Origin of the sequence: Streptomyces sp. SDr-06 (genome assembly GCF_003324565.1) — a bacterium.
In the GTDB taxonomy this organism is placed as follows: Bacteria; Actinomycetota; Actinomycetes; order Streptomycetales; family Streptomycetaceae; genus Streptomyces.
Genome location: NZ_QOLA01000005.1, coordinates 366,092 through 385,108, shown reverse-complemented (window position 1 = coordinate 385,108; position 19,017 = coordinate 366,092). Strand labels below are relative to the sequence as shown.

Annotated in this window: 22 protein-coding genes and 4 tRNA genes; 18 read left to right on the top strand and 8 right to left on the bottom strand. The window is 70.8% G+C overall.

Annotated elements, in window-relative coordinates:
* Positions 1–84 precede the first annotated feature (84 nt).
* From htpX to DT019_RS14840, 3 genes are all read left to right on the top strand, one after another.
* The gene (gene htpX, locus DT019_RS14850) at positions 85–948 is read left to right on the top strand and encodes a zinc metalloprotease HtpX (protein ID WP_114037230.1); all 864 of its coding nucleotides are present in this window, start codon (positions 85–87) and stop codon (positions 946–948) included.
* Complete coding sequence (locus DT019_RS14845; protein ID WP_114037229.1) at positions 945–1,337, top strand: YccF domain-containing protein; 393 nt, start codon at positions 945–947, stop codon at positions 1,335–1,337. Before htpX ends, DT019_RS14845 begins: the two co-directional genes overlap by 4 nt.
* A gap of 164 nt (positions 1,338–1,501) precedes the next feature.
* Positions 1,502–1,771, top strand: a complete 270-nt coding sequence (locus tag DT019_RS14840; RefSeq protein WP_114037228.1) for a GlsB/YeaQ/YmgE family stress response membrane protein — start codon at positions 1,502–1,504, stop codon at positions 1,769–1,771.
* On the opposite strand, the gene DT019_RS14835 is transcribed toward DT019_RS14840, so the two are convergent.
* From DT019_RS14835 to DT019_RS14825, 3 genes are all read right to left on the bottom strand, one after another.
* Positions 1,772–2,458 (bottom strand): alpha-ketoglutarate-dependent dioxygenase AlkB family protein, encoded by a 687-nt coding sequence (locus DT019_RS14835; protein WP_114037227.1) that lies wholly within the window; start codon positions 2,456–2,458, stop codon positions 1,772–1,774.
* Positions 2,455–2,964 carry a methylated-DNA--[protein]-cysteine S-methyltransferase gene (locus DT019_RS14830; protein ID WP_114037226.1) on the bottom strand — a complete coding sequence of 170 codons (510 nt, stop codon included), beginning with the start codon at positions 2,962–2,964 and terminating at the stop codon, positions 2,455–2,457. The genes DT019_RS14835 and DT019_RS14830 overlap by 4 nt, the downstream gene beginning before the upstream one ends.
* Positions 2,965–3,064: 100 nt before the next feature.
* Complete coding sequence (locus DT019_RS14825; protein ID WP_100578076.1) at positions 3,065–3,553, bottom strand: YajQ family cyclic di-GMP-binding protein; 489 nt, start codon at positions 3,551–3,553, stop codon at positions 3,065–3,067.
* A 227-nt stretch (positions 3,554–3,780) separates the two neighbouring features.
* Here DT019_RS14825 and DT019_RS14820 point away from each other — a divergent pair.
* Positions 3,781–3,862 (top strand) — tRNA-Tyr (locus DT019_RS14820).
* 134 nt (positions 3,863–3,996) lie between these two features.
* On the opposite strand, the gene DT019_RS14815 is transcribed toward DT019_RS14820, so the two are convergent.
* Both DT019_RS14815 and DT019_RS14810 read right to left on the bottom strand, forming a co-directional pair.
* The gene (locus DT019_RS14815; RefSeq protein ID WP_114037225.1) at positions 3,997–4,653 is read right to left on the bottom strand and encodes an SDR family oxidoreductase; all 657 of its coding nucleotides are present in this window, start codon (positions 4,651–4,653) and stop codon (positions 3,997–3,999) included.
* A gap of 53 nt (positions 4,654–4,706) precedes the next feature.
* A complete protein-coding gene (locus DT019_RS14810) occupies positions 4,707–5,978 on the bottom strand; it encodes an amidohydrolase family protein (RefSeq protein WP_114037224.1) in 1,272 nt (423 codons plus the stop codon).
* 231 nt (positions 5,979–6,209) lie between these two features.
* Here DT019_RS14810 and DT019_RS14805 point away from each other — a divergent pair.
* The 8 genes from DT019_RS14805 (at position 6,210) to DT019_RS14770 (ending at position 11,706) form a co-directional block, all read left to right on the top strand.
* A tRNA-Thr gene (locus DT019_RS14805) sits at positions 6,210–6,282 on the top strand.
* Between the two features lie 44 nt (positions 6,283–6,326).
* Positions 6,327–6,399 (top strand) — tRNA-Met (locus DT019_RS14800).
* 88 nt (positions 6,400–6,487) lie between these two features.
* The gene (gene rpmG, locus DT019_RS14795) at positions 6,488–6,652 is read left to right on the top strand and encodes a 50S ribosomal protein L33 (protein ID WP_003956487.1); all 165 of its coding nucleotides are present in this window, start codon (positions 6,488–6,490) and stop codon (positions 6,650–6,652) included.
* A 169-nt stretch (positions 6,653–6,821) separates the two neighbouring features.
* Positions 6,822–7,274 carry a MaoC family dehydratase N-terminal domain-containing protein gene (locus DT019_RS14790; RefSeq protein WP_114037223.1) on the top strand — a complete coding sequence of 151 codons (453 nt, stop codon included), beginning with the start codon at positions 6,822–6,824 and terminating at the stop codon, positions 7,272–7,274.
* A 5-nt stretch (positions 7,275–7,279) separates the two neighbouring features.
* Complete coding sequence (locus DT019_RS14785; RefSeq protein ID WP_114037280.1) at positions 7,280–7,714, top strand: MaoC family dehydratase; 435 nt, start codon at positions 7,280–7,282, stop codon at positions 7,712–7,714.
* A gap of 83 nt (positions 7,715–7,797) precedes the next feature.
* Positions 7,798–8,355 carry a TetR/AcrR family transcriptional regulator gene (locus tag DT019_RS14780; RefSeq protein ID WP_114037222.1) on the top strand — a complete coding sequence of 186 codons (558 nt, stop codon included), beginning with the start codon at positions 7,798–7,800 and terminating at the stop codon, positions 8,353–8,355.
* A 71-nt stretch (positions 8,356–8,426) separates the two neighbouring features.
* Complete coding sequence (locus DT019_RS14775) at positions 8,427–9,869, top strand: DHA2 family efflux MFS transporter permease subunit (protein ID WP_114037221.1); 1,443 nt, start codon at positions 8,427–8,429, stop codon at positions 9,867–9,869.
* Between the two features lie 781 nt (positions 9,870–10,650).
* Positions 10,651–11,706 (top strand): UDP-N-acetylmuramate dehydrogenase, encoded by a 1,056-nt coding sequence (locus DT019_RS14770; RefSeq protein ID WP_189389529.1) that lies wholly within the window; start codon positions 10,651–10,653, stop codon positions 11,704–11,706.
* A gap of 94 nt (positions 11,707–11,800) precedes the next feature.
* Here DT019_RS14770 and DT019_RS14765 read toward each other — a convergent pair whose 3' ends face one another.
* Positions 11,801–12,433 (bottom strand): NAD(P)-dependent oxidoreductase, encoded by a 633-nt coding sequence (locus tag DT019_RS14765; protein ID WP_114037220.1) that lies wholly within the window; start codon positions 12,431–12,433, stop codon positions 11,801–11,803.
* A gap of 88 nt (positions 12,434–12,521) precedes the next feature.
* Between DT019_RS14765 and DT019_RS14760 the strand changes: the two genes are divergently transcribed.
* Positions 12,522–13,118, top strand: coding sequence for a TetR/AcrR family transcriptional regulator (locus DT019_RS14760; RefSeq protein ID WP_114037219.1), 597 nt, complete (start codon positions 12,522–12,524; stop codon positions 13,116–13,118).
* Positions 13,119–13,437: 319 nt separating this feature from the next.
* Here DT019_RS14760 and DT019_RS14755 read toward each other — a convergent pair whose 3' ends face one another.
* Both DT019_RS14755 and DT019_RS14750 read right to left on the bottom strand, forming a co-directional pair.
* Positions 13,438–14,460 (bottom strand): adenosine deaminase, encoded by a 1,023-nt coding sequence (locus tag DT019_RS14755; protein WP_114037218.1) that lies wholly within the window; start codon positions 14,458–14,460, stop codon positions 13,438–13,440.
* A 118-nt stretch (positions 14,461–14,578) separates the two neighbouring features.
* Complete coding sequence (locus DT019_RS14750; RefSeq protein WP_114037278.1) at positions 14,579–15,817, bottom strand: pyridoxal phosphate-dependent aminotransferase; 1,239 nt, start codon at positions 15,815–15,817, stop codon at positions 14,579–14,581.
* 235 nt (positions 15,818–16,052) lie between these two features.
* Between DT019_RS14750 and DT019_RS14745 the strand changes: the two genes are divergently transcribed.
* The 5 genes from DT019_RS14745 to rplA all read left to right on the top strand — a co-directional run bounded on the left by DT019_RS14745 (position 16,053) and on the right by rplA (position 18,968).
* A tRNA-Trp gene (locus tag DT019_RS14745) sits at positions 16,053–16,125 on the top strand.
* Between the two features lie 106 nt (positions 16,126–16,231).
* Complete coding sequence (secE, locus tag DT019_RS14740; RefSeq protein WP_053731183.1) at positions 16,232–16,528, top strand: preprotein translocase subunit SecE; 297 nt, start codon at positions 16,232–16,234, stop codon at positions 16,526–16,528.
* Between the two features lie 74 nt (positions 16,529–16,602).
* Entirely contained in the window at positions 16,603–17,514 is a 912-nt protein-coding gene (gene nusG / locus DT019_RS14735) for a transcription termination/antitermination protein NusG (protein WP_114037217.1), read from the top strand.
* 182 nt (positions 17,515–17,696) lie between these two features.
* Positions 17,697–18,131 (top strand): 50S ribosomal protein L11, encoded by a 435-nt coding sequence (gene rplK, locus DT019_RS14730; RefSeq protein ID WP_053731185.1) that lies wholly within the window; start codon positions 17,697–17,699, stop codon positions 18,129–18,131.
* Positions 18,132–18,245: 114 nt separating this feature from the next.
* Positions 18,246–18,968 (top strand): 50S ribosomal protein L1, encoded by a 723-nt coding sequence (gene rplA / locus DT019_RS14725; RefSeq protein WP_189389527.1) that lies wholly within the window; start codon positions 18,246–18,248, stop codon positions 18,966–18,968.
* Positions 18,969–19,017 lie beyond the last annotated feature (49 nt).

Below are 19,017 nucleotides of genomic sequence, written 5' to 3'. Positions count from 1 at the left end.
CGTTGACCAGTACGGGAGAGTCCACTGGAACGTGGAAGGACGACCAGCGAAGGGCTCCCCGCCGCACCACTTGGAGGGCGTACCGTGCACCGCCGGCACAACGGGCTGAGGACAGCTGTCCTCCTCGGAGGACTGTCCGCGCTCATCATCGTCTTCGGCAGCTTCTTCGGCCGCGGAGGGCTGATCATCGCGCTGCTGGTGGCGCTGGGCACCAATGCCTACGCGTACTGGAACAGCGACAAGCTGGCGCTTCGGGCCATGCGGGCCCGCCCGGTCAGCGAGTTCGAGGCCCCGGCGCTGTACCGGATGGTCCGCGAGCTCTCGACGCAGGCGCGCCAGCCCATGCCCCGGCTGTACATCTCGCCCACGCAGGCGCCCAACGCCTTCGCGACGGGCCGCAACCCGCGCAACGCGGCCGTGTGCTGCACGGACGGGATCCTGCAGATCCTCGACGAGCGGGAGCTGAGGGGCGTGATCGGCCACGAGCTGAGCCACGTCTACAACCGCGACATCCTGATCTCGTCGGTCGCCGGCGCCCTCGCCTCGGTGATCATGTTCCTGGTCAACTTCGCCTTCCTGATCCCGATCGGCCGCTCCGACGACGACGACGGCCCGGGCATCGTGGGCATGCTGCTGATCATGATCCTGGGGCCGCTCGCGGCCTCGGTCATCCAGTTGGCGATCAGCCGCTCCCGCGAGTACGAGGCCGACGCGTCCGGCGCCCAGCTCACCGGCGACCCGCTGGCCCTGGCGAGCGCGCTGCGCAAGCTCGAGGCGGGCACCCAGCAGCTGCCGCTGCCGCCGGAGCCCCGCATCGAGACCGCGAGCCACATGATGATCGCGAACCCCTTCCGGCCCGGTCAGGGAGTGTCCAAACTGTTCTCGACCCACCCGCCGATGGCGGAACGCATCGCCCGACTCGAACAGATGGCAGGTCGCCGCCCGTGAAGACAATCCTGAACGTCATCTGGCTGATCCTGTGCGGCTTCTGGATGTTCCTCGGCTACCTGCTCGCGGGCCTGCTGCTCTGCGTGACCATCATCGGAATCCCGTTCGGCCTGGCCGCGTTCCGCATCGGTGTGTACGCCCTCTGGCCGTTCGGCTACACCGTGGTCGACCGCACGGGCGCGGGCGCGCCCTCCTGCGTGGGCAACGTCCTGTGGCTGGTGCTGGCCGGCTGGTGGCTGGCGCTCGGCCACATCTTCACCGGCATAGCCCTGTGCGTCACGATCATCGGCATTCCGTTGGGCATCGCCAACTTCAAGCTGATCCCGGTGTCGTTGCTGCCTCTGGGCAAGGAGATCGTCCCCACCGACCAGCCGTTCGCCGCCAGGTGAGCCGCGCGGCGCGGGCCTGACTGTGGCCTGCGCCGCACCCTGACCGCCGGGTGCAACCGTGCGGGTGCCCGGGGCGTCTTCCCGGACGAACCGAATGGTTGCGGGGTTACGCAACACGGCAGATACCCCGCACGGCGTGCACGGACGAAAGGCAGGTTCCCGGCATGGGCATCGTCAGCTGGATCATTCTCGGCCTGCTGGCCGGGGCGATAGCCAAGATCCTGCTCCCCGGCCGCGATCCGGGCGGTCTGATCGGCACCACCCTCATCGGGGTTGCGGGAGCGTTCGTCGGCGGCTGGATATCGGCCCGCTGGCTGGACCGTCCGATCTCCAACCACTTCTACGACGGCGCCACTTGGGCGGCGGCGATCGGCGGCTCGCTCGTCCTGCTGATTATCTACCGCATCCTGTTCGGCAATTCGCGCAGCCGCTGATCAGAGGCGAGGCGGGGGCTGAGCGAGCCCGGTCTCGCGCAGGGTGATGTTGAGCCGCCCGCCGTTGAGGCCGGTGGCCGGATCGCCCGTCCCGGGCAGCACCTTGGGCACACCGTGGTACGCGAACCGGGCCGGCCCGCCGAAGACGAACAGGTCGCCGGAGACCAGCTCCACATCGGTGTAGGGGCGCCCGCGGTGCTCGCTGTTGCCGAACCGGAAGACGCAGCTGTCGCCGATGCTGAGCGAGACCACGGGTGCGCCGGACCGCTCGTCCTTGTCCTGGTGCAGGCCCATCCTGGCCGCGCCGTCGTAGAAGTTGATGAGGGCGGTGTCCGGCCGGTAGCCCTCGGCGGCGGCCACATCGCCGTACGCCGCCGCGACCGCGGAGCGCCCCAACTCGCCCAGCCAATCGGGGAACGGGGCCACGGCGAGCCCGTTCACGTCCGACGCGGTGCGGGTGTACCGGTAGGGCTGCCAGTGCCATCCGACGCACACGGTCTGCACGGACATGACACCGCCGTTGGGCAGCGTGGTGTGCCGGATCGGCACGGGCCCGCGCGCCCACTCCCGGCAGGCGGCCACCAGCTCGCGCTGCCGGTCGAGCGGGAGCCAGCCGGGCACGTGGACGGCGCCCGGCGCGATCTGCGCCCGCGCGGGCCGGGGCAGCCGGAACAGCCCCTCGTTCACGACGCGAGGGCCCCCTCAAGACCGAGCAGCGCCTGCTTGCGCTCAAGACCGCCGGCGTACCCCTTGAGGGAGCCGTCGGAGCCGATCACCCGATGGCAGGGCCGCACCACGAGCAGCGGGTTCCGCCCGATCGCGGTGCCCACCGCCCGCACGTGCACCGAGGTGGCCCCGATCCGCCGGGCGATCTCCCCGTACGAGGTCGTGGTCCCGTAGGCGATGGTGTCCAGCTCGGCCCAGACCCGGCGCTGGAAGGCGGTGCCGGGCGCGTCGGCGGCGTACTCGACGTCGAAACGGGTCAGCTCGCCCGCGAAGTACGCCCGCAGCTGCGCGGCGATCGCCGCGAAGGCCTCGGGCGCCCGCCGCCACCCGTCCAGGACGGCGGCGCCGCCCTTCTGCCCCGGCACGGAGAGCGAGACCAGCGCGGTCCCGCCCGGCGCGGTGGCGGATTCCTCACCCACGAGCAACAGCTCGCCCAGCGGGCTGTCGAGGGTCGCGTAGACGGTCATCGCACTTTCCTTCCCTTGCGTACGACTCCGAGTCTGCGACCCCCGGCCACGGGATGCTGGCGGAAAACGGACACCGCGTCCGGGGTCGGGGCGGGCGGGGTCAGCGGTAGTTCACGAACTGGATGGCGAAGTCGAAGTCCTTGCCCTTGAGCAGGGCCTGGACGGCCTGGAGGTCGTCGCGGCTCTTGGAGGAGACGCGGAGCTCGTCGCCCTGGACCTGCGCCTTGACGCCCTTGGGGCCCTCGTCGCGGATGACCTTCGCGACCTTCTTGGCGTTCTCCTGGGAGATGCCCTCCTCGATGGAGGCGAAGATCTTGTACTCCTTGCCGGACAGCTGCGGCTCGCCCGCGTCCAGCGACTTCAGCGAGATGCCGCGCTTGATCAGCTTGGTCTCGAAGATGTCGAGGATCGCCTTGACCCGCTCCTCGCCGTTCGCCTGCATCAGGATCTTCTCGCCGGACCACGAGATCGAGGCGTCCGTGCCCTTGAAGTCGTAACGCTGCGAGATCTCCTTCGCGGCCTGGTTGAGGGCGTTGTCGACCTCCTGCCGCTCGACCTTCGAGACGATGTCGAAACTGGAGTCGGCCATGTCCTGTGGCTCCTTGGATCGGGTGCGTGTCTGGGTGCGCACCCGCCCTGCGGCCGAGCGCGCGGCGACCCGGCCCCACTGCCGAACCACCGCCCCAAAGCCTAGTCACCCCAGGCCCGGCACAGCGCTGATCAATGGGGTGGCGAAGCACCCCTGGGCATCGGGTATCGTTTACGTCGTTGCCACGGAGCACCGCCGCAAGCGGGAATCCAACGGCGACATCCCATGGCGGTGTGCCCGAGTGGCCAATGGGAACGGACTGTAAATCCGTCGGCTCTGCCTACCCAGGTTCGAATCCTGGCGCCGCCACACTGGGTGAGACCCCCGGTCTTCTGCGACACGCAGAAGACCGGGGGTTTCTTCGTTGCGCGCCTGCCGCGCGCGGCGGTGGACCCGGGTGAGCTGTCTCACGCCGGGTCGGCCGCCGTACGGATGGCGGAGGCTCAGTTGCCCGCCACGCCCTTCACCGCCACCGCGAGCGGTGAGGAGCCGGTGATCAGTTCCAGGGTCAGGCCCGCCGTCGCGGGGGTGTCGAGGAGTTCGGCCAGGGTGGCAGCCACGTCGTCGCGGGGGATGGCGCCGTGGCCGGTCGAGGCGGCCAGGGAGACCAGGCCGCGGCCCGCGTCGTTGGTCAGCGAGCCGGGGCGCAGGACCGTCCAGTCCAGGGTGGTGCGGGAGCGGATGGCGTCGTCGGCGGCGCCCTTCGCCCGCAGGTAGGCGTCGAACACGCCGTCGCCCCGGTGTTCCGCGTTCGAGCCCATCGACGACACGATCACGTAGCGGCGCACGCCCGCGCGTTCGGCCGCGTCGGCGAGCAGGACGGCCGCGGCCCGGTCCACCGTCTCCTTGCGGGCGGCGTCGCTGCCCGGGCCCGCGCCCGCCGCGAACACCACCGCGTCCGCGCCCTTGAGCACCTCGGCGACGTCGGCCACCGTCGCGGACTCCAGGTCGAGGACCACCGGCTCCGCGCCCGCGTCCCGCAGGTCGGCCGCCTGTTCCGGTTTGCGGATGATGCCGGCGACCTCGTCGCCGCGCGCCGCCAGCAGCCGTTCGAGCCGCAGCGCGATCTGACCATGACCTCCAGCGATGACAATGCGCATGCTCACGACGGTACGCGGAGATGCCCCCGCCCGCTGGCCAAGTGGTCACCTCGTCACCCGGTCTCGCCGCGTCCGGGGTCGGGTCGGCCCTGGCGGGGCAGGTCCAGGGCGACCGCCGCCGCCGAGTCGCAGTACTCGCGCACCGCGCTCGTGCGGGCCACCACCCTGCCCCGGTGGATGACGATGCGGCTGTAGGCGAGCGAGAGGACACCCGCGATGCGCTCGCCCCGTACGGCGAGCAGTTCGGCCGGGAAGCCCGCCTCGACGCGCACCTCGGGCAGCCCCATCGTCTCGCGGGCCACCGAGCTGACCGCCGCGTACGCGTCCTCAGGGCGCAGACAGGCCTGGGAGGCGAGGAGGTAGGCGGCCTCCAGGGGGTCGCCCCGGCCGACCGGGTTGGAGACGTCGCGCAACGCGCCGCTCCCGGCGGCCAGTCGGACCCCGGCCGCCTTCAACAGGCGTACTGGAGCGGCGCCTTGACGATCCGTCATGCCGCAGCCGCCCTGGGGGAGGCAGGTCACCGCGACGCCCGCGGAGGCGAGTTGGTCGGCGGCGCGGGCCGCGGTGTCGCGCGGCAGGCGGGAGAGGCCGCCGCAGGGGCCGATCACGACGCCGGGGCGCAGCCCGCCGGACATGGCCGCGAGCCGGGCAAGTCGTGCCGGGTCGGAGCCGTCGGTGTGCAGGTCGACCGGGCAGCCGTGCTCGGCGGCGAGTTCCAGGACGGCTTCCGCGTAGCCGGCCGGGTCGGCGTCGAGATCGGGGCAGCCACCGACCACGGAGGCGCCCATCTTCACCGCGTCGCGCAGCATGGCGAGCCCGTCCGCGCCGGCCACCCCGGTGAGCAGCCGGGGCACGGCGACCACCGCGAGCTCGGTGAGGCCGCGCAGCGAGCGGCGGGTCTGGAGCACCGCCTCCAGCGGGTCGAGGCCGCTCACCTCGTCGATGCGCACGTGCGAGCGCAGCGCCGTGGCGCCGTGTCCGAGCTGGAGCAGGGCGGCCTCGGTGGCCCGGCGCTGGACCTCCTCGACGGCGTACGAGACCGGCCCCTCCGCGCTGAAGGCGGTCAGGGCGGTGTCGCTGTGGGCGTGCGGCTCGGCGGGGGCGGGCAGCAGCAGGAAGCCGTTCAGGTCGACGCGGGAGGAGCCGTTGGCGGTGAGGCTGCCCGCGGTGCCGACCGCCTCGATGCGCCCGCCGCCGAGCCGCACGTCCACGGTGCGGCCGTCGGCGAGCCGGGCGCCGGACAGCAGCAGGGAGGAGCCGGGGGCGGGGTCGGGGCCCTCGCCGGTGCCGGGGGAGTGGGCCGGCTGCTGGTGGCTGTCGGACATCGCGCTCCTGATCGGGCTCGGGTGATCGGGCTCGGGCGGGCATGATCACGCAGCGTGAGGCGAGCCTAGGGGCGCCCAACCCGCGCATCGAGGAGGAGCGAAATAGTCGTACCGGTGTGGCCCTGAGTGGCCTACGAGACCGGTGGGGCGGGGCCCCGGGAGGCCGCCCGCTGAGCGGCGCGAAACGGATTTGGGCGATCGGCGAGGGACCGTGTAATGTCTTCCTCGCTCGCCCCAATAGCTCAGTCGGTAGAGCGTCTCCATGGTAAGGAGAAGGTCTACGGTTCGATTCCGTATTGGGGCTCTGGTGCGGAAGCCCTCACCTTCGGGTGAGGGACTCCGTGTCAAAGCGGTGTAGCTCAGTCGGTAGAGCAAGCGGCTCATAATCGCTGTGTCACCGGTTCAAGTCCGGTCACCGCTACACACAGTAGCCGATTGTGGGGTCGGTCCTTCGATCGGCTACTCTTTTTTGCGTTCATCCGTCAATCCGTCCGTCAAGGAGCACTCACGTGGCTGCCACCGACGTCCGCCCGAAGATCACGCTGGCCTGCGTGGAGTGCAAGGAGCGGAACTACATCACCAAGAAGAACCGGCGTAACAACCCGGACCGTCTTGAGATGAAGAAGCACTGCCCGCGCTGCAACTCGCACACCGCGCACCGCGAGACCCGCTAACCACGGCGTCTGGCACTCAGGCTCGTTCGAGAGGCCGTTCCCCACACCGGGGAGCGGCCTCTCGGCGTTGTGTGCCCCCGACCGGTGGCCCGCCGTACGACGACTAGATTCGTACGCGAACCGACGAAGCCAGCACCCTCATTCCTCATTCGCAGGAGGTAGCCAGCCGATGGCGCTCGACCAGTCCTTCGTGGGGCGGACCTATCCGCCCACCGCCCCGTACGAGGTCGGCCGCGAGAAGATCCGCGAGTTCGCCGTGGCGATCGGGGACGAGAACCCCGCGTACACCGACCCGGAGGCCGCCAAGGCGCTGGGGCACACCGATGTGATCGCGCCGCCGACTTTTGTGTTCGCCATCACGTTCAGCGCGGCGGGCCAGGTCATCGAGGACCCGCAGCTGGGTCTGGACTACAGCAGGGTGGTGCACGGCGACCAGAAGTTCGCGTACAGCCGCCCGGTGCGTCCGGGCGACCGGCTGACCGTCACCTCGACCATCGAGGCGATCAAGTCCATGGCGGGCAACGACATCCTGGACATCCGGGGCGAGGTCCACGACGAGGCCGGCGACCACGTCGTGACCGCCTGGACCAAGCTGGTGTCCCGAGCGGCCGAGGGGGCGTGACGCAGATGACAGCGAAGATCCGTTACGAGGACGTCGAGCCCGGCACCGAACTGCCGGCCCAGTCGTTCCCCGTGAGCCGCGCCACGCTGGTCCAGTACGCGGGTGCCTCCGGCGACTTCAACCCGATCCACTGGAACGAGAAGTTCGCGAAGGAGGTCGGGCTGCCCGACGTCATCGCGCACGGCATGTTCACGATGGCGGCGGCGGTACGCGTGGTGACCGACTGGGTCGGCGACCCGGCCGCGGTGACCGAGTACGGCGTCCGCTTCACCAAGCCGGTCGTCGTCCCCAACGACGAGACCGGCGCGCTGATCGAGGTCAGTGCCAAGGTGGCGGCGAAGCTGGACGACGAGGCGCGCACGGTACGCGTCGATCTGACGGCGATGAGCGCGGGCCAGAAGGTGCTCGGGATGTCCCGAGCGGTCGTACGCCTGGCGTGAGCCACGGGGCGCGGCCTCCCCCGAGGAGGCCGCGCCCGCCGAGCGATTGACGAACTTAGTAATCGACCACTAACTTTATATCCATGGTCAGGATGAGCGCAGAGGAGCGGCGCGAGAGCGTCATTCGCGCGGCGATGGTGGAATTCGCCCGCGGCGGCTATCACGGCACGTCCACCGAGGCGATCGCCAAGCGGGTGGGCGTCTCGCAGCCGTACCTCTTCCGCCTCTTCCCGAACAAGCAGGCCATCTTCCTCGCGGCGTCCGACCGGTGCATCGAGGAGACGGCCGCGGTGTTCCGGGCCGCGTCCGAGGGTCTTGAGGGCGAGGAGGCGCTGTGCGCGATGGGCGAGGCCTACCAGACCCTGATCGCAGAGGACCGCGACAAGCTGCTCCTGCAGATGCAGATTTACGTGGCCGCGGCCTCCGCGGAGGCGGCCGGGGACCACGAGTTCAGCAGGGCGGTGCGGGCGGGCTGGACGGAGTTGTACGACACCGTCCATCTGGCGCTGGGCGCCGATCCGGCCGGGACGACGACGTTCCTGGCGTACGGGATGCTCATCAACACCCTGGTGGCGCTGGGGTTTCCGCCCGAGGACAGGGTGTGGAAGGGCTTCTCCGCCAAGCGTCCCGGTACGGCGTAAACCGATCCCGAGGGGTGCGCCCCTCTCATGCTCGCGGAAGTTAGTCATCAATTACTAACCTAGGGGAAGCGATGTCGGAGAAGACGGAGAAGGAATCCGGGCCACGGCGCGGGGGCGCGGGCTGGGCGCTGGTGATCACCAGCGTGGCGGGGTTCATGGCGGCCCTCGACAACCTCGTCGTGACCACCGCGCTGCCCTCGATCCGCAAGGATCTCGGGGGAGCGCTGGACGACCTCGAATGGACGGTGAGCGCGTACACCCTCACCTTCGCGGTCCTGCTGATGTTCGGGGCGGCACTGGGTGACCGCTTCGGCCGCCGCAGGCTCTTCATTACCGGGCTGACGATCTTCACCGCGGCCTCGGCGGGCGCGGCGCTGGCGCCGGGGATCAACGCGCTGATCGCGGCCCGCGCGATACAGGGGGTCGGCGCCGCGATCATGATGCCGCTCACGCTCACGCTGCTGACCGCGGCCGTGCCCGCCGCCAAGCGCGGGACGATGTACGGCATCTGGGGCGCGGTGAACGGCCTCGCGGTGGCCTCGGGCCCGCTGATCGGCGGCAGCCTGACCGAGCACGTGTCCTGGCAGTGGATCTTCTGGCTGAACGTTCCGCTCGGCCTGCTCACCCTTCCCCTGGCCCGGCTGCGCCTGAACGAGTCGTACGGCACGGGCGCCCCGCTCGACCTCGTGGGCACGCTGCTGGCGAGCGGCGGGCTCTTCGGGATCGTGTACGGGTTGATCCGGGGCAACCCGGACGGCTGGACCAGCACGACCGTGCTCACGGGTCTGATCGCCGGGGGCGTCCTCCTGGCGGGCTTCGTGGCGCACGGCATGCGCGGCGCCAACCCCATGCTGCCGATGCGGCTGTTCCGGAGCAGGGCGTTCTCCGCGATCAACGCGGCGAGCCTGCTGATGTTCGTGGGGATGTTCGGCTCGATCTTCCTGCTCAGCCAGTTCCTGCAGAACGTGATCGGCTACTCGCCCACCGAGGCGGGCCTGCGGATGCTCCCGTGGACCGGCATGCCCATGATCGCCGCGCCGCTCGCGGGGTTCCTGTCCGACCGGATCGGCGGACGGCCGGTCGTGGCGACGGGCCTCGCGCTCCAGGCGGTGGGCCTCGGGTGGTTCGCCGTGATCCTCTCGCCGCACGTGTCGTACGGGGCGCAGCTTCCGGCGCTGATCGTGAGCGGCATCGGGATGGGCCTGTACTTCGCACCGGCCGCGAACCTGGTGATGTCCAGCGTGCGCCCCTCGGAGCAGGGCATCGCCTCCGGCGCGAACAACGCGCTGCGGGAGGTGGGCGGGGCGCTCGGCATCGCGGTGCTGGCCTCGGTCTTCTCCGCGCGGGGCGGGTACGGGTCGGCGCAGGCCTTCGTGGACGGCCTCGCCCCCGCGCTCTGGGTCGGCGCGGCCGCGGTCGCGGCGGCCGCGGCCTCCGCCCTGCTCCTCCCCCGCCGCGCTCCGTCCGCGCGGGCTGGGGTGGCGCGGGAGGGGGTGCGGGAGCTGGTGGGCTGAGGTCGTGCGGGTGGCGCGCTGGAGGGGGTTCTGCCCCCAGCTGCCCCCGGGGCGGGGTTCGCCTGCGGCGGGCGGAGTTTCCCCACCCGCCCGCCCGTTCCGCTCGCTTGCAAAGCGTGGGGGACTGGTGGGTGGTGGCGGTTTGTTGGCGGCTTGACCGCCGGTGGGTGGGGCGCCCGCCTGCGGCGGGCTGGTGCTTTCCCACCCGCCCGCCCGTTCTGCCCGCTTGCAAAGTGATGGGGAGTTGGCGGCTTGGCGCCGCCGGGGGAATGCCATGGGGGTGAGCAATCCGTGTCGGGAGGGCTGGGCGGGTTGTCCGGATGGGCGCGTGTCCGCCCGAACGAAGGCCGTGGCGGCGCGCTGTCTGCACCAGGCCCCAAGGAGGCACGGATGTCGGCCCGGGCAGGGTCGGGGCGATGTGGTGTCTGGACGACAACCAAAGGGTCGCGGGCGGGCGCTGTTCGGTCGGGTGGGGACGTGGCGGGGTGCCCCCGCAAGGAGGAGCGCTGGTTCTGGGTGGCTTTGCGGTGGGCGGAACGGCGCGACGTATGAGGAGGTACCCCGTCGCGTTCACGCCCCCACTCCCCGGCGGAGCGATACGTACCGCCGAAGCCGCGGTCCCGGCCCACCGCACCCGGCCGCACTGCCGACCGCAGGGCGGCGCCCCCTCCCCGGCGGTGCGGCGCCGCCGGACCGCCCGGACCGCCCGGACCCCAAGCCGCAGGACCGCCGACCGCAGGGCGGCGACCCCGCCACCCGGGGCCCCCGTACGCTGGACCCCGTGCAGGAACTCCACGACGCCCCCCTCGCCCCCCTGACCACCCTCCGCCTCGGCGGCCCGGCGGACCGGCTGGTCACGGCCACCTCCGACGCCGAGGTCATCGCCGCCGTACAGGAGGCCGACGACACCGGCACCCCCCTCCTCGTCATCGGCGGCGGCAGCAACCTGCTCATCGGCGACAAGGGCTTCGCGGGCACCGCCCTGCGCATCGCCACCCGCGGCTTCGACCTCGACGGCACCCGCCTCGAACTCGCCGCCGGCGAAGTGTGGAGCGACGCCGTCGCCAGGAGCGTCGAGGCCGGGCTCGCCGGCATCGAGTGCCTCGCCGGAATCCCCGGCTCCGCGGGCGCCACCCCGATCCAGAACGTCGGGGCGTACGGCCAGGAAGTGTCCAGCACCATCACCCACGTCGTCGCCTACGACCGGCTCGACCGCGCCACCGTCACCCTCACCAACGCCGAGTGCGACTTCTCGTACCGCCACAGCCGCTTCAAGCAGCACCCCGACCGCTACGTCGTGCTGCGCGTCGTCTTCGAGCTCGAGGACGCGGGGGGTCTCTCCGCGCCGGTCAAGTACGCCGAGACCGCCCGCACCCTCGGTGTGGAGCCCGGCGACCGCGTCCCCGCCGCCACCGCCCGCGAGACCGTGCTCAAGCTCCGCGCGGGCAAGGGCATGGTGCTCGACCCGGAGGACCACGACACCTGGTCGGCGGGCTCGTTCTTCACCAACCCGATCCTGACCAACGAGGCGTACGCGGCCTTCCTTGCCCGCGCCCAGGAGCGCCTCGGCGCGGAGGTGACGCCCCCCGCGTGGCCCGTGGGCGCCGACCGCACCAAGACCTCGGCCGCCTGGCTGATCGACAAGGCGGGCTTCACCAAGGGGTACGGCACCGGCCCGGCCCGCATCTCCACGAAGCACACCCTCGCGCTGACGAACCGCGGCGGCGCCACGACGGAGGACCTGCTGGCGCTGGCCCGCGAGGTGGTCGCGGGAGTCGAGCGGGCCTTCGGGGTGACGCTGGTCAACGAGCCGGTGGCCGTCGGCGTGGAGATCTGAGCACCGCGACGCACCACGGTCGGCCCGCCGACGGAGGAGCGCCCCGTGTCGCTCCTCCGCGTACCCGCTCCGTAGACCACGCGCCGGGCCCGCTTCAGTAGGCCACCCCCACCCCCTGCTTGACCGTCGCCGGATCGCCCACGCAGGCCAGCATGGCGTGGGCGACGTCCGCGCGGGCGATGGTGCGGCCCGCCTTGGGGTTGCCGCCGATGATGCGCCGGTACGCGCCGGTGAGCGGCTTGTCGGTGAGTTTGGGCGGACGCACGGACGTCCAGTCCGTCGCGCTGGCCGCCAACTCGGCCTCCATGGCGCGCAGATCGACGTACACGTCCTTCAGGATCGCGCTGATCAGGGACCGCATGCCCCGGTCGAGGAGCCCGTCGCCGGGGGCCTCGGGGCCGACCGGCGCCGCGCTCACGACGACGAGGCGCCGGGTCCCCTCGGCCTCCATCGCGGCCAGCACGGAACGGGTGAGCCGCGCGGCGATCCCGGCGTCCGAGCGCTTGCGGGCGCCGAGCCCGGACAGGACCGCGTCCCGCCCCGCGACGGCCTCGCGCAGCGACTCGGGGTCGGTCAGGTCGGCCTGGAAGACGGCCAGGCCCGGGCCGGTGACGGCGAACCTGGCCGGGTCCCGCACCACCGCGGTGACCCCGTGGCCGTCGGCCAGCGCCTGCTTGACGATTTCCTGCCCGATGCCCCCGGTGGCACCGAAAACGGCGAGCCTCATCGCGTCACCCTCCTAGGGTGGGTAAGTATTCACTCACCCCTAGAGTGGGTAAGCACTCACCCACTAGTCAAGCCCCGTTGGAGCCCCCATGCAGTCGCCGCCGGCCCGCGTCCGCATCGTCGACGCCGCGCACGAGCTCATGCGCACCATCGGCCTCGCCCGTGCCACGACGAAGGAGATCGCGAAGGCGGCGGGGTGCTCGGAGGCGGCGCTGTACAAGCACTTCGCGAGCAAGGAGGACCTGTTCGTGACCGTCCTGAAGGAGCGGCTGCCGAAGCTGGGGCCGCTCCTTGAACGGCTCGCGGCGGAGCCGGGAGGTGGCTCGGTGGAGGAGAACCTGACCGAGATCGCCCGCCAGGCGGCGCTGTTCTACGCCGAGAGCTTCCCGATCGCGGCCTCGCTGTACGCGGATCCCCAGCTCAAGCGGCGCCATGACGAGGCTCTGCGCGAGCTCGGGTCGGGGCCGCACATGCCGCTGAAGTGGGTCGACGCGTATCTCCGTGCGGAGCAGCGGGCGGGGCGGGTGGGGGCGGACGCGGATACGTATGCGGCTGCGTCGCTGCTGCTGGGGGCGTGTGCGCAGCGGGCGTTCGCGTACGACATGACTGAGGCGGGGGGGCCTCCGCAGCCCCTGGACGCGTTTGCCCGGGGGGCGGCGCGGACGCTGCTGCGGGGGTTGGGGTAGGGGCGGTGCCTCCGGGCGCGGTTCGTTGCCCGCGGGCCGTACGTGGCTCGTCGCGCAGTTCCCCGCGTCCCCCTGCGGGGCTGGGCTGGGGGGTGCTTCCGCATGTGGTTCGTTGTCCGCAGGCCGTACGTGGCTCGTCGCGCAGTTCCCCGCGCCCCTTGGCGGCGTCGGGTCGGAGCCGGGTCGAGCGCTCACCGGCACCGGTTGGGTGGCATAGGTCGGGAGCCGCACCCGCCGGGCACCGGTATCAGCCTGGCGGCATCGGTCGGAGCCGGGGCGAGCGTTCACCGGCACCGTTCAGGAGCCGCCCCCGGGCGGCTCAGCCACCGGTCAGCCACGCGTCCACTCCCGTGAGGAGTTGCTTCTGGGTGGCCGGAGGCGCGGCCGAGGCGCGGATGGACTGGCGGGCCAGTTCGGCGAGGGCGGGGTCGTCGAAGGCGTGGTGGTGGCGGGCGATCTCGTACTGGTCGGCCAGGCGGGAGCCGAAGAGGAGGGGGTCGTCGGCGCCCAGCGCCATGGGTACTCCCGCGTCGTACAGCACCCGCAGCGGAACGTCCTCGGGCTTCTCGTAGACGCCGAGTGCGACGTTGGACGCCGGGCAGACCTCACAGGTGACGCCCTTGTCGGCCAGGCGGCGCAGGAGCCGGGGGTCCTCGGCCGCGCGCACCCCGTGGCCCACCCGCCGCGCGTGCAGGTCGTCGAGGCAGTCGCGCACGGAGGCCGGGCCGGCGAGCTCGCCGCCGTGCGGGGCCGCGAGCAGGCCGCCCTCGCGGGCGATCGCGAAGGCGCGGTCGAAGTCCCGTGCCATGCCCCGGCGTTCGTCGTTGGAGAGCCCGAAGCCGACCACGCCGCGATCGGCGTAGCGCACCGCGAGCCGGGCCAGGGTGCGGGCGTCCAGGGGGTGCTTCATGCGGTTCGCCGCGACCACCACGCGCATGCCGAGCCCGGTCTCGCGCGACGCGGAGTCGACCGCGTCCAGGATGATCTCCAGGGCCGGGATGAGACCGCCCAGCAGCGGGGCGTACGAGGTGGGGTCGACCTGGATCTCCAGCCAGCCGGAGCCGTCCCGGACGTCCTCCTCGGCGGCCTCGCGCACCAGGCGCTGGATGTCCTCGGGGGCGCGCAGACAGGACCGTGCCGCGTCGTAGAGCCGCTGGAAGCGGAACCAGCCGCGCTCGTCGGTGGCCCGGAGCTTGGGCGGCTCGGCGCCGGTCAGCGCCTCGGGCAGCCGTACGCCGTACTTGTCGGCGAGCTCAAGCAGGGTCGCGGGCCGCATGGACCCGGTGAAGTGCAGATGCAGATGGGCCTTCGGCAGGTTTCGTACGTCGCGAACGTGCTCCATCCAGGGATCTTGCCGCACCGGACCGGAATCCGGCAGCCCCTTTCCCCGATCGGGAGCGACCCCGAACGCAGAAGCGGGCCCCGAGGGGCCCGCTTTTGAAGACGTACCGGCCCGATGCCTAGTCCCGCGCCTCGGCCAGCAGCTTCTGGATGCGCGAGACGCCCTCGACGAGGTCCTCGTCGCCCAGCGCGTAGGAGAGGCGCAGGTAGCCCGGCGTGCCGAAGGCCTCGCCCGGGACGACCGCGACCTCGGTCTCGTCCAGGATCAGGTCGGCGAGCTCGGCGGAGGTCCGCGGGCGCTTGCCGCGGATCTCCTTGCCCAGCAGGCCCTTGACCGAGGGGTAGGCGTAGAACGCGCCCTCGGGGGTGGGGCAGACCACGCCGTCGATCTCGCTCAGCATGCGCACCATGGTCTGGCGCCGCCGGTCGAAGGCCTCGCGCATCTTCGCGACCGCGTCCAGGTTGCCCGAGACGGCAGCGAGGGCGGCGACCTGAGCCACGTTGCTCACGTTGGACGTCGCGTGCGACTGGAGGTTGGTCGCGGCCTTCACGACGTCCTTCGGGCCGATGATCCACCCGACCCGCCAGCCGGTCATCGCGAAGGTCTTGGCGACACCGTTGACCACGATGCACTTGTCGCGCAGCTCGGGCACGATCGCGGGCAGCGAGGTGAACGCGGCGCTGCCGTACACCAGGTGCTCGTAGATCTCGTCGGTCATGACCCACAGGCCGTGCTCGACGGCCCAGCGCCCGATCGCCTCGGCGTCGGCCTCGCTGTAGACGGCGCCGGTCGGGTTGGACGGGGAGACGAACAGGACGACCTTCGTACGCTCCGTGCGCGCCGCCTCCAGCTGCTCCACCGACACCCGGTACCCGGTCGTCTCATCGGCCACGACCTCCACCGGCACGCCGCCCGCGAGCCGGATCGACTCCGGGTAGGTGGTCCAGTACGGGGCCGGGACGATGACCTCGTCGCCCGGGTCGAGGATCGCGGCGAAGGCCTCGTAGATCGCCTGCTTGCCGCCGTTGGTCACCAGGACCTGGGAGGCGTCGACCTCGTATCCGGAGTCGCGCAGCGTCTTCGCGGCGATCGCGGCCTTCAGCTCGGGCAGGCCCCCCGCCGGCGTGTAGCGGTGGTACTTCGGGTTGCGGCAGGCCTCGACCGCGGCCTCGACGATGTAGTCGGGCGTCGGGAAGTCGGGCTCGCCCGCGCCGAAGCCGATGACCGGACGCCCGGCGGCCTTGAGGGCCTTGGCCTTGGCGTCGACGGCGAGGGTCGCGGACTCGGAGATGGCGCCGATGCGCGCGGAGACCCGGCGCTCGGTGGAGGAGGAAGGCGGGGGAGTTGCAGCGCTCATGCCGGCCATGGTCCCAGACCTCCGCCGAGGGGAGCACCCGCGTTTCACGGACCGGTCAGCATGTGGACAGGCGTTTGAGCAGGCTCTGGCAAGGAACGCGGGGAAGCGGTGCCGGGGCGGTCGGGAGTTGTTCAGGAGCATCGTGTTCGACGCCGGGCCGCTGACCACGTACACTCACTGGCTGTTGGCCCTCACCGACCACATCGTTCGATGCGGTAGGTTGGGGGAACCACAAAGGGTCGTAGCTCAATTGGTAGAGCACTGGTCTCCAAAACCAGCGGTTGGGGGTTCAAGTCCCTCCGGCCCTGCTACACACACCTTCGCCAGGATGTGTGCGCATGTACGTACTTCAATGCACCGCCGTGCGGCTCCACCGGGCGCGGCACGGCCATGACCCGGAATCAGGTGAGAAGCGTGACGGACGCCGTGGGCTCCATCGACATGCCTGATGCCCAGGACGAGGCAGCGGAGTCCAAGGATTCGAAGAAGAAGGCCCGCAAGGGCGGTAAGCGCGGAAAGAAGGGCCCTCTGGGCCGTCTCGCGCTCTTCTACCGGCAGGTCGTCGCCGAACTCCGTAAAGTTGTCTGGCCGACACGCAGCCAGCTGACGACGTACACCTCCGTCGTGATCGTGTTCGTTGTCATCATGATTGGCATCGTGACGTTGATTGACTCCGGCTTCTCGCAGGTAGTCAAGTACGTCTTCGGCTGATCAGCGAAGGGCGCCCCTCATCGGCGCCCCTTTCGCATGTTCCACCCCTCTGTAGCCAGGAAGAAGCAGCCACCGTGTCTGACCCGAACCTGAACGACGCCATCGAGTCGGTCGAGTCCGTCGAGGACGAGCTCGAGATCATCGAGGCGGCCGACGAGGACGAGGCCGAGGCTGCCGACGCCGCTGCGGGCGAAGCGGCCGAAGAGGCTGCCCTGCACGTCGAGTCCGAAGACGCCGCCGAGGCCGAGTCCTCCGACGAGGACGAGTCCGAAGAGCTCACCGCGTCCACCGAGGACGACGCGTCCACCGAGGACGACGCGTCCGCCGAGTCCACCGAGGAAGAGGAGCCGGCGGAGCCCGCCGCCCCCGTCGACCCGGTCGAGGCCCTGCGCCAGGAGCTCCGCTTCCTGCCCGGCGAGTGGTACGTCATCCACACGTACGCCGGTTACGAGAAGCGTGTGAAGGCCAACCTCGAGCAGCGTGCCGTCTCGCTGAACGTCGAGGAGTTCATCTACCAGGCCGAGGTCCCCGAAGAGGAGATCGTCCAGATCAAGAACGGCGAGCGCAAGAACGTCCGGCAGAACAAGCTGCCCGGTTACGTTCTCGTCCGCATGGATCTGACGAACGAGTCCTGGGGCGTCGTCCGCAACACCCCCGGTGTCACCGGCTTCGTGGGCAACGCCTACGACCCGTACCCGCTGACGCTGGACGAGATCGTCAAGATGCTCGCCCCGGAGGCCGAGGAGAAGGCCGCCCGCGAGGCCGCCGAGGCCGAGGGCAAGCCGGCTCCGCAGCGCAAGGTCGAGGTCCAGGTCCTGGACTTCGAGGTGGGCGACTCGGTCACCGTCACCGACGGCCCGTTCGCGACGCTGCAGGCGACCATCAACGAGATCAACGCCGACTCGAAGAAGGTCAAGGGCCTCGTCGAGATCTTCGGCCGCGAGACCCCGGTCGAGCTCAGCTTCGACCAGATCCAGAAGAACTAGCGGCCCCGGCCGCCGACGCTTTCTGGAACCAGCACTTCCGAGCAGGTCAGAGAGGCTCTCGCAGCCCCTCTGACCTGCTCGGTTTTTAGCCGCGCAGCTATACCCGTTATCGTTGTGCGGTATGCCTCCATCCGGTTGATCGGATGCAGGCGGTTCACTCTCACTAGGACCCGGAGAGAGCAATGCCTCCCAAGAAGAAGAAGGTCACGGGGCTTATCAAGCTCCAGATCAACGCCGGTGCGGCGAACCCGGCCCCGCCGGTCGGCCCCGCGCTCGGCCAGCACGGCGTCAACATCATGGAGTTCTGCAAGGCCTACAACGCGGCGACCGAGTCGCAGCGTGGCTGGGTGATCCCGGTGGAGATCACGGTCTACGAAGACCGTTCCTTCACCTTCATCACCAAGACTCCGCCGGCCGCGAAGATGATCCTCAAGGCCGCTGGTGTCGAGAAGGGCTCCGGCGAGCCGCACAAGACCAAGGTCGCGAAGATCACCGAGGCCCAGGTCCGCGAGATCGCCACGACGAAGCTCGCCGACCTGAACGCCAACGACCTGGACGCCGCGTCGAAGATCATCGCCGGCACCGCCCGTTCCATGGGCATCACGGTCGAGGGCTGATCTCAGCTCACCCCGTTTGACCCCCAGTGGTAGGGCCATGCGCTGGCCCACACCACGACTCCATGCCTGCCACGCGGCGTCAGCCGCATGGTGCTACTTCACACAGGAGCAGAAGTGAAGCGCAGCAAGACTCTCCGCGCTGCGGACGCCAAGATCGACGCGGACAAGCTGTACGCGCCGCTCGAGGCGGTCCGTCTCGCCAAGGAGACCTCCACGACCAAGTTCGACGGCACCGTCGAGGTCGCCTTCCGCCTGGGTGTCGACCCGCGCAAGGCCGACCAGATGGTCCGTGGCACCGTGAACCTCCCGCACGGCACCGGTAAGACCGCCCGGGTCCTGGTCTTCGCGACCGGCGACCGTGCCGAGGCCGCGCTTGCCGCGGGCGCCGACATCGTCGGCTCCGACGAGCTCATCGACGAGGTTTCGAAGGGCCGTCTGGACTTCGACGCCGTCGTCGCCACCCCGGACCTCATGGGCAAGGTCGGCCGCCTCGGCCGCGTGCTCGGTCCCCGTGGCCTGATGCCGAACCCGAAGACCGGCACGGTCACCCCCGACGTCGCCAAGGCGGTCGAGGAGATCAAGGGCGGCAAGATCGAGTTCCGCGTCGACAAGCACTCGAACCTGCACTTCATCATCGGCAAGGTGTCCTTCGACGACGCCAAGCTGGTGGAGAACTACGGTGCGGCTCTGGAGGAGATCCTCCGTCTGAAGCCGTCCGCCGCCAAGGGCCGGTACATCAAGAAGGCGACCATCACCACCACGATGGGCCCCGGTATCGCGCTCGACTCGAACCGCACCCGCAACCTCCTCGTCGAGGAGGACCCGGCCGCCGTCTGATCCTCCGGATCGGCAGCGGTCGCGGGTTCGCGCACTGAGCTGTACTGAG